This is a genomic window from Leifsonia sp. AG29, from assembly GCF_009765225.1.
GTDB lineage: Bacteria > Actinomycetota > Actinomycetes > Actinomycetales > Microbacteriaceae > Leifsonia.
Map to the genome: position 1 here is coordinate 2,749,875 of NZ_VMSF01000001.1, position 13,147 is coordinate 2,763,021.

The window sequence follows — 13,147 nt, forward strand, 5'->3', positions numbered from 1 at the left end:
CGCGGTATCGGCCATGCGCTGGTTCACCACATCAGTCGGCATCGGCGCTGTGATCGCGCAGCGTCCCGGGGGCATGGAGGACTCGGATGAGGGTGCTGGAATTGCGGGAGAGCATCTCGACGCTTAGTAATCCGGCGTCGCCGAGGAAGATCCTCGCCTTGGCAGCCTCCTCGCGTGACACGCGGGCGCGTGCAGCGAGGTCCAAGGCGCTCAGGGTGGTTACCCCCATCCGGCCGGGCCGAGCGCGCCTCCGCGCTCGCGACCCGAATGACCTGATGCGCGGTGATGCCGAGGCCTACGAGTGCGGCCGCCTGAGACGGAGCCCGCAGCACTGAGTCGACGGCCTGGAGCCATGACTCCGTCGAAGGGAAATCAGGAATGGACACGGAGCTCCTCGCAGCGTTCCCGCGATCGCCTCAGACATGCGTTCCTCCTACGGGGCCGCTCTGTGCACGTTCACAGTTGGCGGCATAACGGGGCACGAATGCCAGAGCCCCCGCCGTCGCGCGGTCGCGCTTCGGGGGGCTCGTTTCCGATGCGGGTCGAGCCGAACCGAGCGTATCCACCACCTCGAACCGGCGTCAAGCTTAGGGCCCTAACTATTTTCACCCGCCCCAGGGAATACCCTGGTGGCGTATCGTGTATACCCATAGGGGGTACCTGTATCGAAAGGAATGTGCACCATGTCAACACACTCGTCGAGTTCACGTCGCTGGCTCGGATTGACGCTCATCGCAGCGGCCCAATTCGTCGTCATCATGGACACCTCGATCATCGGGGTCGCCCTCCCGGGCATCCAGCGCGACCTGGGATTCACGCCCGAATCCCTGTCGTGGGTGTTCAACGCCTACGTGATCGCGTTCGGCGGCCTGCTCCTTCTCGGCGGACGCCTCGCCGATATCTTCGGAGCGCGGAAGATCTTCGCGCTCGGCTGGGTGACCCTCATCGCCGGCTCGGCGATCGCCGGCGCGGCGACGAACGTCGGCGTCGAGATCGGCGGCCGAGCGCTCCAGGGCGCCGGCGCCGCACTGATCGCCCCGGCCGCCCTCGCGCTGCTCATGACCGTGTTCGGCACCACCGCGGACCTGCCTCGGGCGTTCGCGGTCTACGGCGCGGCGGCTCCGATCGGCGGCACGGCGGGCGTCTTCCTCGGAGGGGTGCTGACCGAAGTCGCCTCGTGGCCCTGGGTTTACTACATCACCATCCCGATCGCGGTGCTCGTGCTCGCTCTCACCGCCACGGCGCTCCCCCGCACGCCGAAGCGGTCGTCAGGTTCGATCGACCTCGCGGGCGCTCTGACGGCGACCGGCGGACTCGCGGCGCTCGTCTACGCAGTCGTACGGGCACCCGAGGAAGGCTGGAGCGCGGGCACCACACTGGTCACCCTCGGAGCGGGAATCGCTCTCCTGATCACCTTCTTCATCATCCAGTCCCGCTCACGGATGCCCTTGCTCCGACTGGGCCTTCTGCGCTCCCGGCTTATCGCGGCAGCGAACACCGCGCAGTTGCTCCTCGGAGCGGCGTGGGTCTCTATGTGGTTCTTCCTCAACCTCTACATCCAGCAGGTGCTCGGGGCCGGGGCCTTCGTCGCCGGAGCGGCCCTCCTGCCGATGACCGGGCTCATCGTGCTGGGGATGGTGCTGCTGGCGCCGCGTCTCCAGCGGCGACTGAGCACCCAGACGATGGTGTCGTCTGGCCTGGCGCTCCTGGGCGCCGCGCTCGTGTGGCTCTCCTTCGCCCGGCCGGATGGGAGCTACCTCGTCGACGTGGTCCCGGCATCCCTGCTCGCAGCGCTCGGCATGTCTCTGGCATTCGTCCCCTCCCTGGGCACGGCGATCAGCGCCGCCCTACCCGCGGAGGCGGGGGTCGCGTCCGGCCTTGTGAGCACCAGTTACCAGATCGGCTCGGCGATCGGACTGGCGGGCTTCACGGCGCTTGCTGTCGCCGTCACGGGAACCGAGACGGACCTCGCCGCGCTGACCCGCGGCTACTCGGCCGCCTTCCTCGGCGCAGGGCTTCTCGCCCTGGTCGCCGCCATCGTGTCGGCCATCGCGCTGCGCACCCCTCACCGCGCGCAGGAGCCGCTCGCGGCGGAGGAGCCCGCCTGACTCGGTTGACTTCAGCGGCCCGGCCGCCCGCCGGGGCGGCCGGGGCGGTGGATCACCCACTCACTCGAAGTGCGCCAGCCACTCCCGGAGGATCCGCTCGAGCGCCCTCCGATCGCGAGGGCCGACCAGCTCCAGCAGCCGGTGCTCGTTCGCGATGTGATCGGTGAACGCCGCGTCGATGACTTCGCGCCCGCGCTGCGTCAGCGACACCACCCTCGCGCGACCATCCTGCACACTGGGACGCCGCGTGACCAGCCCATCCCGTTCGAGCCTGTCCAGGCGCTTCGACATCCCCCCTGTCGTGACCATGGTCCAGTCGGCCAGCTCTCCGGCGCTCCGCTCGAAAGGCTCCCCGGCTCGCCGCAGGGTCGCCAGCACGTCGAAGTCGGCCTCTGAGAGACCATGACGCCGGTATACGGCGCTCAGCTCCTCCGTCAGGCGAGCCGCGAGTCGGTGCAACCGGCCGAAAACGGCCTGGGGCGCCACATCCAAGTCGGGACGCTCTCGGGCCCATTCGGCGGCGATCCTCGCCACACGATCCATTTCCCTCATATCGGGAATATACCTTGCTAGAAAGCCATTTTACCTTCCATGGAAGATATTCGCAGATGGCTTCCCCTCGCTGCGTTCGCGCCGATCGCCTGGGGAAGCACCTACTTCGTCACCCGGGAGTTCCTCCCCGACGCTCCGCTGTGGGGCGCGACCATCCGAGCTCTGCCCGCCGGGCTGCTCCTTCTGGCCCTGGTACGCAAGCGCCCCCGGGGGTCCTGGTGGTGGAGATCCGCCGTACTGGGGACGCTCAACGTCGGTGCCTTCTTCGTGCTTATCTACGCGGCGGCACATCTGCTGCCCACGAGCATCGCGTCCACGATCATGGCGTTTTCACCCGTCGCCCTCGCCATCATCGCGTGGCCCCTCGTACACGAACGACCCAACGGGTTGCGGTTAAGTGGCGCCGCGGTCGGCGTCGCAGGGGTGATTCTGATGTTGTGGGGTGGCACGAACACGGTGAACGTAGCCGGCATCGCCGCCTCCGCAACAGCGATGGTCATGTCCGCGGTCGGCTTTATCCTCGCCAAACGATGGAACCCCGAAGTCGGGGCGCTCGCCTCCACCGCGTGGCAGCTGACAGCAGGCGGGCTGCTCCTGCTCCCGGTCGCCGCGATCCTCGAGGGGCCGCCGCCAGCCATGGACGCGACAACGATCGGCGCCTATGCCTACCTCACCCTGGTGGCGACGGCTCTGGCGTACGTCGCATGGTTCACCGCCCTTGCGCATCTGCGGGCGGATTCCGTCGGGCTGGTGGGCCTCCTCAATCCTGCCGCCGGCGTGCTGCTCGGCGTCGTCGTCGCGGGCGATATCCTCGATGCCCGCCAGTGGGCAGGACTGGCGGTCGTCCTCCTCGGAGTGGCCGCACCATTCGCTGCGAAGCTCGTCCCCTGGCCACGGCAGGGCCTAGGTCGCTTTCGAGCGCCAGAGCATCGCCGCGAGCCCGGAGTCGGATGAAAGGCTGCGGATTGCGTGTCCCAACCCGCCCGGGCCGTGCCCGACACTCACCTCACCGAAGGGGACAGGTACCTCGGCGCCCTGCAGTGCGTCGAAGCGCGTATTCGCGTCGTATGTTCCCGATCCTTCACACGAAAACAGACCCGAAATGAGAACCAGAATGGTGACTCTCGCCACCGGTGCCCTTCTGAGTGCGCTGGTCGGATGCTCCGACGGTTCAGCCGACGACCGAATGCCGAATCCGGCTTCCCGCGCTCACACGTCTCAGATGGACATCTCGGAACATGGACGGCATGACGAGCCAAGCGGACATGGACGCCCTCCATAGCGCCACCGGCGACGGGGCTTCGGCTCTCTTCCTCCTGCAGATGATTCAACATCACAGCGGTACCGTCGCCATGGCCACGACCGAGATCGAAAAGGGGCGCTCGCCCGACGAGGTCGCGTTGGCGTGCAGCCTCGTCGCCGCGCGGACCGCCGAAGTCGCCGTGATGAGGGGACTCCTCGCGGATCTCTGAAGCGATCCGGTCGCTCCAGACGCGGGCATCGTCACGCCGCCTCCCGATTCGAGGCGCCCCCCACCCCTCCGATACTCAGACTGCGTCGCCGGCCTTCATAGCGGGGCGCGTCATGGACGGCCTGGCCCTTCACATCCTGGTCAACGATATTGCGACGATGCTGGGGCGTCGAGGACATCGCCGAGCACTGCACCCACGGCCAGAATGGTGGTCGAAGCCATAGCCGTCGTCGACATCGTGGCCGGCCTAGCCGGACTCGACACCATCGCATACAGCATCGGCTCGATCACTGGATGGGCCAACGAATACTTCAGGGTCATCCGCGACGCAGCCGCGCGTGTGTGACGATAGCGCACACGCTCGCAGAGATCGTCGTGGAGCGCGGTTAGCCGCTCCGTCTCATTGAACTAGGTGGCTTGCCGCGAATTGCTGGACCCGTTCGCGCGTCGTTACCGGGTCCTCGTCAGCCGTGCGGATCCGGAGAGTCGGGATGCCGAGTTCTGGGAGGAGTCGGAGTTCCATCCAGCGGCGCATGCGCACGAATTCGATGTAGCCTTCGAGGCCGGCGAGGCCTTGTCGGCGACCGTAGCCTTGACCCGTGTGGTAGTCGATGACATGTTCGACCCACCAATTGGGGCGCTCGGATGCGGCGCGACGCAGCACGGGTTCGGGGTCTCCCGGGTCCAGATAGACCACGATCGGGTTGCGAGTCCGCACCGTATCGATCAGGCGGCGCACGTGGACGGCGAGCTCCAGTGCGGGACGGTCCAACCGGGCGATGAAGGCGCAGGCCGGGTTCTGCATCAGGACACACTCCCAGATCTGCACTCCCGCGTCGCGGCGACCGGCACCGTAGTCTCTCCAGCTCTCCAAGAGAACTTCGGCGTGGGTGGCTGAATCGATGTCGCCGTCGTAGACGTCGGCGCGGCGCAGTTCCGCGGCGACCGGTTCCGAGACGTCCAGCCGATCGACGTTTCGGACCAGCCAGCCCGACGACCGCGGCTCGGCCCTCGCCTGGACGAGCCGCCCGGACTCGGGATCGAGCTTGAAGAGTCGCTGGAGGGCCTCGTCGGACATCAGCGAGACATTCTCGACATCGACCGGATGGTTCGGGCGCCCCTCCGGCCAGTGATCGACGTCCGCGCCGCGGCTCGACAGCCACTCCGCTAACGCGCGGGCGTTGGTGGACTTGCCCGAACCCGGCACCCCTTCGAACAAGACGATTCCGTCCGCTCGCTTGAGGGCGGGGCCGGAGGACGACACACGCACGGGCACCCTTTTTCCCATCACGTCACAGCTCTCCCGTCATCCCTGTCCGCGCTCCGACAGACCTGTCGAGCCGAGGCGTCCGCGACCGCCGGTGGCGACGCTCGATCCCCTGACCCGCGTAGCTGGCCGCCACGACGAGGGCGGCTCCGGCAATTCCCGCGCCGCCGATGCTCTCTCCGGCCAGAGCGACGCCGATGAGCAGAGCCCAGACGGGCTCGGTCCCCATCAGGATGCTCGCGCGTGATGCGGAGGTGCGGCGGACGGCCCAGAGTTGCACCACGAAGGCGAACACCGAACACAGCAACCCGAGGAAGAGCACGTCGAACCACGCTCGCAGGGTGAGCTGCATGACAGCCGCCGGGAGGGCGTCGCCCGCCCCCACCCCGAACACCGTAGCGCACACCGTCATCTGCACCAACACCACTCCGAGGCTGCCGGCCGAGTCGCTGCGGAGCAGCCCAGCGCTGGCCGTGACGTGCACGGCACGCACCACGGCGGCCGAGATCACCAGCAGGTCTCCGACGCTCGGAGGCCGGAGGCCCCCGTTCGAGACCAGCAGGCCGACGCCGACGATCGCGGCGAACGCGGCGACGAAGTACTGTGCCGGGAGCCAGGTGCGGGAGGCGAGTCCCTCGAGGAAGGGCGTGAGAATCAGCGACAGACTGATCAGAACGCCCGCGTTGGTCGCCGAGGTCCCGTGCACGCCCGCCGTCTCCAACGCGATGACGGCCGCCTGCGACAAACCGAGGCCGAGTGCGACGACGAGCGCTCGGCCCCGCGGCAGCTGCTCCCTGCGGAACAGCACGACGAGGCCCAGGGCCACCGCAGCCACCAGGAACCGCAGCGCCAAGGTGGCGGGCACGCCGACGGCGGCGGTGAGGTCCTTCGCGGCCAGGAAGCTGCCTCCCCACACCATCGCGACCCCGATCAGGAGCGCGTCGACGAAGAACTCAGGGCGCATCCGGGACATCATGCGACCAGTCTCAACAGTGAGACCATGAAGAACAATGAGCGGTTGCTATACCGACGTGTAAGAATCTCTTATGGATCCGTGGCGTCTGCGATTGCTCAGAGAGCTCGGAGACCGGGGAAGCGTCTCCGCGGTGGCCGCGGCACTGCACATCACCCCCTCGGCCGTCTCGCAGCAACTCGCCGCCCTTCAGGCCGGCATCCCCGTCCCCCTGACGGAGAAACGAGGCCGTGCTCTCGCTCTCACGCCGGCCGGCGAAGCCCTGGCCGCCGCATCGAGGCGCGTCGAGGAGTCCCTCGCCGCCGCCCAGGATGCGGTCGCCTCGTTTCTCGACGACGACCGAGAGCCCATCAGCGTCACGGCATTCCACAGCGCAGGGCTTGCCCTCTTCGGCCGCCTCCTCGCCGAGCTGGATGCCGACCTCACCGTGAAGCTCACCGACGCCGACGTGGCGCAGCACGACTTCCCGCGCCTGACCGCGGACTTCGACCTCGTCATCGCTCACCGGCTGGCGCACGCGCCGGAATGGCCGACGGAGCGTCTGGCCGTCATCCCGCTGTTCACGGAGCCGTTCGACATCGCGATGCGGGAGGACCACCCGCTCGCCGGACACGCCTCGATCCGCCCGCAGGACCTCGCGCACGAACACTGGATCTCAGCGCACGAAGGGTTCCCGCTCGCGGGAGTCGTCGAACACCTGGGAGCGCTCGCCGGACGGCCTCCGCGGATCGATCACCGGGTCAACGAGTTCTTCGTCGCGGCCGAGATCGTGCGCACGAGCCGTGCGATCGCGGTGATGCCGCGGCTGACCGCTGCTCCCCTCGCGGTGAACGGACTCGTGCTCCGCCCGCTCGAGGGAACGACGGTCGTGCGCCACGTCGACGTCCTCGCGCGGCTCGACTCCGTCGCACGAGCCCGGACCCGCCGCGTGATCGCCGCGCTTCACCGCGCCGCGGAGCCGGCGCCTCCCGGAGCGGATGTGCGGCGCTCGCGCAGCACTCCGATGCCGTAGACCACGGCGCCCGCGAGGTAGAGCAGCCCGTGAGCGACCCGCAGCGGCTGGCCCACGAAGAACTGCGGAACGAGCAGCACCAACGCCACCGCCACGAGGACCGAGCCGAGCAGCGACACGCTCCTCGGTCGGGTCGTGAAGATTCCGACCACCGCGCCGACGGCCACGCACAGCGCCCCCGTCAGGAACACGAGAAGACCGACCCCGCCGCGCACGTCGGATGCCAGCGCGACCAGCCGAGCCGCCGTCGCCGGGGACGACCCCTGCGCGGCCACCCCCAGCGCGTGCAACCCGTACGCCTCGGCCCCGTAGAACGGGAAGATCAGACAGACACCCACCACTTGGAGGAGCCAGGCGACCCTGGCCGAAACCGGCCGTCGCCACGCCTCGGCATACGTTCCCGTGGCGGCGATCAGCAAAGCAGCGAACGCGACGATCGCACTGAGATGCGCGACCAGCCACAACGCCGAGCCGAAGGCGCGAGCGCCCTCCAAGCCGGTCTCACTCGAGAAGGGTCGCAACGCCGGGTACAGGGCGAAGGCCGCCCCGGACACGATCCACGCCGCCCCGGTCGCGCCCCGCGACATCAATCTCACACTCATGCCTGGCCTCTCCACTCCATCGATCCGGACCGGCCCAGGGCCGATCGGTTCTGCTCGTCCAGCCGCACCGGCGCAGCCGACCCTATCTGTGCGCACGCTCGAACGCTGCGCCGAAAGTCCCGCGCTCACCGGCGGACCCTCGGGCCGACCAACCAGGCGAGCACCACCAGTACGACGGTCGGAGCGATCGCTGCGGCGAACCGCCAGCCGCCGGCCGTCGCGCCGACCCCCGTGAAGATCGCGGACGCGACAACGAGGGCGATCGGCGAGAACACCGCGTCCGCGATCGCTCCGGCCGAGCTGTTGAAGCCCTGGTCGGTGTCCGTCGAGTACCGCAGCGTGAGCACTTCGAGACGCGGGTAGAGAATGCCCATCCCTGCGCCCGCAAATCCCCATCCGGCCACCACCACGACCGGGGCGAGGCCACCGACCGCCACCGCGACGAGTACCGCGAGCGCGATGGTCAGCCCGCCGAGACCGAGCCGCGCACACACCGCGTCGGTGAGCGACGGCGAGCGGCCCTGCCACCAGGACGCGGCCGCCCAACTGAGGCCTCCCGCGGTCAGAGCCAATCCGGCGACGGCGGGCGAGAATTCGAACTGGGATACGAGCAGCAGGGGCACATACACCTCCGCGGCGAAGAAGGTGCCCGCCATGAGCGCCCGAAGCAGGATCACGCTCGGCAAGCCTCGGCGGCCGGTCAGCGTTCCGGACGGCAGCAGCGGCATGAGCGCGACAACGACGGCCACGAAAGCGACCGCGGAGACGATCCACAGAAGCCCCCCGTGGACCCACTGCGAGCCGGACGCGAGCACCAGGATCGCTACAGCCAAGGCGAAGGCCCACATCAGCCGGCGACGACCGCCCGCTGAGCGCGTCCCTCCCGGACCGTCGATGCCTCGGACCGCCGTGGCAACCATGCACGACGCGACCACGGCCAGAACGAGCGCACCGACGAAGACCCATCGCCACCCGATGGTCTCGGCCAGCAGCCCGGCGAGGAACGGTCCCACGAGCGACGGGACCACCCAAGCGGCCGCGAATCCTGCGAAGATCTTCGGGTGCAGCCGCGACGGGTACCGGCGCGCGACGACGACATAGAACGAGACCGTCAGCGCGCCCCCGCCCAGACCGTGGAGGAGGCGCCCCGCGATGAACACGGGCATCGCGGGAGCGGCGGCGACCAGCGCCGACCCTCCCGCAAACAACGCGATCGCCACGAGGAGGATCCCGCGGGGTGACCGCAGGTCGCACCACGCGCCGGCGAAGGCCATCCCGACGATGCTGATCGCCAGCGGACCGGCGAAGGTGAAACCGTAGAGTGTCGCTCCGTCCAGCTGGCGGCTCACGAGCGGCATGATCGTCGTCACGCCGAGCGACTCGAAGGCGGAGATCGCGACGAGCAGGCACATTCCGATCGTGGCCCACCGGAAGCGGGCACCGAGAATCCCCTCCGGCTCGGCGGCGCTACCGAGGGGTGTGGGTTCGAACGAGGTGTCGGCTGCGGAAAGAGGCATGGACCGACCGTAAGACCTCAACTAATGTTGAGGTCAAATGTCGTCTGCAACCGCCATCCTCACCGTCGGCGAGGTCGCCGCCCGGAGCGGCGTCGCCGTCTCGACACTCCACTTCTACGAGCGGGAACGCCTCATCGCCAGCGAACGCACGCCGGGCAATCAGCGCCGCTACCGCCGCGACGTCCTCCGGCGGATCGCTTTCGTCCGCGTCTCACAGCGCGTCGGCATCCCCCTTGCCGACATCCGGACCGCGCTCGACTCCCTCCCGGAGGGGCGGACGCCGACCAAGAAGGACTGGGCGCGGCTCTCCCGCCTCTGGCGCGACGAGCTCGACGAGCGGATCCGGCAGCTGGAGCATCTCCGCTCCGACTTGACCGACTGCATGGGATGCGGCTGCCTCAGCCTTCGCACCTGCTCCCTCCAGAACCGGCAGGACAGGCTCGGCGCGAACGGGCCCGGCCCCCAGCGATGGGTGCCGGCCGGCAACGGGGGCTAGCCCCGACCAGCGGTCCAGCCCAGCGCGCCTCACGGGACAACACACTCGCGCCCGTCCACTCGCGAGCTCCTCATCGCGGAGCGATGGCCAGCGACGGTTGCCGTCCTAGCCTGGACGGATCACACCGGCCTCACGGAGCACGGTGAAGTGGTGGCTGGCCCAGACTCGAGAAGCAACGCCCCCGTCGAAGACAGTGCACTCACACTCCCGAACATCGAGTGTCTATGAGCGCTTCGCGAGGCAAACGCTGCGGGGCAAGCCGGCACAGGCGAACTGACGATCAGAGGAGACGACACGATGAAGCACGAACGACGAACCCAATAATCGAAAGATCACACTTCAGCAAGAAAGATCAACGCCGATGGAGAGCTAGAGCCGAGTAGGAGACAGCGAAAGCGAATGCACGCAGGCACTTTAAGTGGACCACTCCTCGACGCCCGTGATGACGGCGGTCACGTGTAAACCAGGTTGCGTGGTGAATCGGGGGTTAATCCACTACGCGACGCGGAACACGCGCGGCGGCGACAAGCGAACCAGACTGGAGCGATCCGACACGGAAGACGGTCGGCGAGAAGCCGCGAAACGGCACGCCGCCGACGCGCTAGCGAGGCTGCACTTCAAATGGGGCTCGGCGCGCCGACGCCCTCGATCGGCGGCAGACGTTCCCAGATGGGGAAGTCCCCCCGGAGAGCTCCCAGCCATTGTCTAGGCTTGGCTACTAGGCTACTTTGGTACCACCCCAACGAGAGACTGGAACAATGTCCGCCACCCAGAGTCCCGTAAAGGTCGATGCGACCACCGACCGGCTTATCAGCGACGCTGCACACTTCCTCGGTCGAACGAAGAAGGACATCGTCAGCGACGCTGTCCGCGAATACGTTGAGGTGCACCGCGACGAACTGAACGCGGCGATCAAGGAGTCGTTGTCGCGCTTCGACGGATCGAAGTCTGCCGCAGTGTCGGTATTGACCGGCATGAGCGCAGCCGAGCTCGAGGAGCTTGGCGGACTCCCGACCGAGTAACCCGTGGCCGACACTTCGCCCGTTCGCCCGACCAGGAGGGCACTCTCGGATCTGCGTATCGATGTGCTGCCGATGAGCGATTGTCCGCCGGACCGCTGACGAGAAGGTCTCGTCCCTTCCGCAGCCCTGCGAATCCCCGATTCTGAGGGAGCCGCGGTGTGAAAGCATGCCGCTATGACGTCAGACGCACCTTCGATCCTCCCCGGCATCCAGGACGACGAACTCATCCTCGGCATGGCCTCCGCCGCACGCGCCGTCGGCACAGCGCTCGCGCAATCCGCGCCCCCGCGGCCTCCCCGGGATTGGGAGGAGTTCCGCGCCTCGTTCGCCGCCGTCGACGACCCTGCGGCCGAAATGCTGCGGGGCCAACTCGAAAAGGTATCGCCTGGGCTGGACTGGATCGATGGCGACACGAGCGAGGGGCGGTCAGGCTGGTTCGCCGACGTGACCGATGGCGCTGTCCAATACCTGCAGGGCCTCCCCCACTGGTGCGTGACCGTCAGCCTGCTCGACCAGGGTCGCGTCCTGGCTACCGTGCTCGACGCCGTCGAGCGGGACCAGACCTTCACCTCGAATGGCGCACGTGCCGCGCTCAACGGGCGTTCCATCTCCCCATCCGGCAAGACCGACCTGGGCGTCTGCATCGTCGCGGTGAACCACCCGCCTTTCGCCGCATCACAGCAGGGGGTGCCCGAGAAGACGGGCAGCACTGTGACGGCTCTCCTCCATGAGGTGGGCGCGGTCCGCGGGTTCGGGCCGACGTCGTGGCAGATCGCCGAGACTGCCGCTGGACGAATCGACGCCTTCGTCCAGCACGGTCAGGACGAGGAGAACCTGCTCGGCGCCGCGGCGCTCGCGCAGCTCGCAGGCGCTCTGGTGACAGACGTTCACGGGGAGCCGTGGCACAGGGGTTCCGACTCGATCCTCGTCGCTCCCCCGCAACTCCATCCCCTTCTCATCGACCTCCTCTCGTGACGCCACCAGCATCTCTCGGGAGGTGGAGCCGCGCGGAGGCGCAGGGCGCGGCGCGGTCCGCCGCCGAGGCGATCGCGATGCCCGCGTCCGCGGTCGCCGGCGCGATCGGCTACGCCATCTCCCAGCCGGACGACGTCGATGGGAACGAGATCGTCATCCGCCCGACGCACCAGGGCTGACGACCTCGGCGACATCCTCACCGCGCGCCCGCTGCCTCCAGCGACCGGGCGCGAGCCCGTGGTGGCGGCGGAAGGCGGTGGCGAAGGCGAACGGATTGCTGTAGCCCACCGCCGTCGCGATCTCGCCCAACGTTGCGTCCGTGTGACGCAGCGCCTCCTCGGCCCGTTCCATCCGCACGGTCGTGAGGTAGGTGGCGGGCGGTACGCCGACCTGCCGGCTGAACCGGCCCGCGAACCCGGAGCGCGACATCCGTGCGACCCTGGCCAGCTCGGGCAGGGTCCACGGATCGGCCGGCCGGGCGTGGATCGCCTCGAGCACCCGGCGCAGGTCGGGGTCACCGAGCGCTGTGAACCACCCCGGAGCGGTCCCGGCCGAGTGCAGCCACCAGGCGCGCAGCGCATACACCAGGTTGGTGTCGAGCAACCGGTCGAGGAGAGCTTGCTGGCCGGGCGTCTCGCGCGCGGCCTCCTCGGCGAGCAGCTGGATGGCCAGCCGGTGCGTCGGCTCCTGCCACGACGGCGGGATCACCACCGGCCGCGGGAGGTCGGCGAGCACGGCGGCCGCGACGCTCCCTTCGAGCGTGTAGGCGCCGCAGAGCACGGTCGCCGAGGGGCCGGTCTCGGCGACGGTGCCCGCGACCCGGGCGTCGCGGATGGCCTCGCGCCGCGCCCCGGGCTCGCTCACGATCGCATACTCCGTGCCCGACGTCATCAGCAGCACCGCGTGCTGCTCCAGCTCGACCGGCTGCTCGCCCTCCCGTTCCAGCCACGCGCGCCCGTCCAGCAGGATGTGCGCCGTGAGCACCCGGGAGCCGCCGAACAGCAGACCCCACGGTTCGACGCGCCTGAGCACCGAGAAGACCGCACCCCTGGCCCGGGCGCGTTCGAGCACATCGCTGAGGACGTCCATCCACCGATCTTAGACGATCGCGTATCGATCAGGGCAGAATGGACATTTCCCGTCCGCGTCGCC

The 13,147-nt window shown here is 68.7% G+C and carries 16 protein-coding genes; 9 read left to right on the forward strand and 7 right to left on the reverse strand.

Going from position 1 to position 13,147, the window contains the following annotated elements; genetic code table 11:
* Nucleotides 1–31: 31 nt before the first annotated feature.
* Nucleotides 32–205, reverse strand: a complete 174-nt coding sequence (locus tag FPT20_RS13330) for a hypothetical protein (RefSeq protein ID WP_158866021.1) — start codon at nucleotides 203–205, stop codon at nucleotides 32–34.
* A 478-nt stretch (nucleotides 206–683) separates the two neighbouring features.
* Between FPT20_RS13330 and FPT20_RS13335 the strand changes: the two genes are divergently transcribed.
* A complete protein-coding gene (locus FPT20_RS13335; RefSeq protein WP_158866023.1) occupies nucleotides 684–2,108 on the forward strand; it encodes an MFS transporter in 1,425 nt (474 codons plus the stop codon).
* 60 nt (nucleotides 2,109–2,168) lie between these two features.
* Here the strand turns inward: FPT20_RS13335 and FPT20_RS13340 are convergent, their stop codons facing one another.
* Nucleotides 2,169–2,660 carry a MarR family winged helix-turn-helix transcriptional regulator gene (locus FPT20_RS13340; RefSeq protein WP_158866025.1) on the reverse strand — a complete coding sequence of 164 codons (492 nt, stop codon included), beginning with the start codon at nucleotides 2,658–2,660 and terminating at the stop codon, nucleotides 2,169–2,171.
* A 39-nt stretch (nucleotides 2,661–2,699) separates the two neighbouring features.
* Here FPT20_RS13340 and FPT20_RS13345 point away from each other — a divergent pair, with 39 nt between their 5' ends.
* From FPT20_RS13345 to FPT20_RS13355, 3 genes are all read left to right on the forward strand, one after another.
* Nucleotides 2,700–3,614 (forward strand): DMT family transporter, encoded by a 915-nt coding sequence (locus tag FPT20_RS13345; protein ID WP_158866027.1) that lies wholly within the window; start codon nucleotides 2,700–2,702, stop codon nucleotides 3,612–3,614.
* A 284-nt stretch (nucleotides 3,615–3,898) separates the two neighbouring features.
* A complete protein-coding gene (locus FPT20_RS13350) occupies nucleotides 3,899–4,132 on the forward strand; it encodes a DUF305 domain-containing protein (protein ID WP_158866029.1) in 234 nt (77 codons plus the stop codon).
* A gap of 204 nt (nucleotides 4,133–4,336) precedes the next feature.
* Nucleotides 4,337–4,477 carry a hypothetical protein gene (locus tag FPT20_RS13355; RefSeq protein WP_158866031.1) on the forward strand — a complete coding sequence of 47 codons (141 nt, stop codon included), beginning with the start codon at nucleotides 4,337–4,339 and terminating at the stop codon, nucleotides 4,475–4,477.
* A 54-nt stretch (nucleotides 4,478–4,531) separates the two neighbouring features.
* On the opposite strand, the gene FPT20_RS13360 is transcribed toward FPT20_RS13355, so the two are convergent.
* Complete coding sequence (locus FPT20_RS13360; protein ID WP_158866033.1) at nucleotides 4,532–5,401, reverse strand: hypothetical protein; 870 nt, start codon at nucleotides 5,399–5,401, stop codon at nucleotides 4,532–4,534.
* Between the two features lie 22 nt (nucleotides 5,402–5,423).
* The gene (locus FPT20_RS13365) at nucleotides 5,424–6,362 is read right to left on the reverse strand and encodes a DMT family transporter (protein ID WP_233265524.1); all 939 of its coding nucleotides are present in this window, start codon (nucleotides 6,360–6,362) and stop codon (nucleotides 5,424–5,426) included.
* Between the two features lie 82 nt (nucleotides 6,363–6,444).
* On the opposite strand from FPT20_RS13365, the gene FPT20_RS13370 reads away from it, so the two are divergent.
* Complete coding sequence (locus FPT20_RS13370; RefSeq protein WP_158866035.1) at nucleotides 6,445–7,383, forward strand: LysR family transcriptional regulator; 939 nt, start codon at nucleotides 6,445–6,447, stop codon at nucleotides 7,381–7,383.
* Here FPT20_RS13370 and FPT20_RS13375 read toward each other — a convergent pair.
* Both FPT20_RS13375 and FPT20_RS13380 read right to left on the reverse strand, forming a co-directional pair.
* On the reverse strand, nucleotides 7,314–7,985 hold the full coding sequence (locus FPT20_RS13375) for a hypothetical protein (protein WP_158866037.1): 672 nt from the start codon (nucleotides 7,983–7,985) through the stop codon (nucleotides 7,314–7,316). The two genes, FPT20_RS13370 and FPT20_RS13375, sit on opposite strands and share 70 nt — an antisense overlap.
* Nucleotides 7,986–8,110: 125 nt before the next feature.
* Nucleotides 8,111–9,502: an MFS transporter gene (locus FPT20_RS13380; RefSeq protein ID WP_158866039.1), complete on the reverse strand. Its 1,392-nt coding sequence runs from the start codon at nucleotides 9,500–9,502 to the stop codon at nucleotides 8,111–8,113.
* Between the two features lie 37 nt (nucleotides 9,503–9,539).
* On the opposite strand from FPT20_RS13380, the gene soxR reads away from it, so the two are divergent.
* The 4 genes from soxR (at nucleotide 9,540) to FPT20_RS18240 (ending at nucleotide 12,174) form a co-directional block, all read left to right on the forward strand.
* Nucleotides 9,540–9,998, forward strand: a complete 459-nt coding sequence (gene soxR / locus FPT20_RS13385; RefSeq protein ID WP_158866041.1) for a redox-sensitive transcriptional activator SoxR — start codon at nucleotides 9,540–9,542, stop codon at nucleotides 9,996–9,998.
* 758 nt (nucleotides 9,999–10,756) lie between these two features.
* Complete coding sequence (locus FPT20_RS13390; RefSeq protein WP_158866043.1) at nucleotides 10,757–11,020, forward strand: hypothetical protein; 264 nt, start codon at nucleotides 10,757–10,759, stop codon at nucleotides 11,018–11,020.
* Nucleotides 11,021–11,194: 174 nt separating this feature from the next.
* Complete coding sequence (locus FPT20_RS13395) at nucleotides 11,195–11,995, forward strand: inositol monophosphatase family protein (RefSeq protein ID WP_158866045.1); 801 nt, start codon at nucleotides 11,195–11,197, stop codon at nucleotides 11,993–11,995.
* Entirely contained in the window at nucleotides 11,992–12,174 is a 183-nt protein-coding gene (locus FPT20_RS18240; RefSeq protein ID WP_199245786.1) for a hypothetical protein, read from the forward strand. Before FPT20_RS13395 ends, FPT20_RS18240 begins: the two co-directional genes overlap by 4 nt.
* Here FPT20_RS18240 and FPT20_RS13405 read toward each other — a convergent pair.
* The gene (locus FPT20_RS13405; protein WP_158866047.1) at nucleotides 12,149–13,084 is read right to left on the reverse strand and encodes an AraC family transcriptional regulator; all 936 of its coding nucleotides are present in this window, start codon (nucleotides 13,082–13,084) and stop codon (nucleotides 12,149–12,151) included. The two genes, FPT20_RS18240 and FPT20_RS13405, sit on opposite strands and share 26 nt — an antisense overlap.
* Nucleotides 13,085–13,147 lie beyond the last annotated feature (63 nt).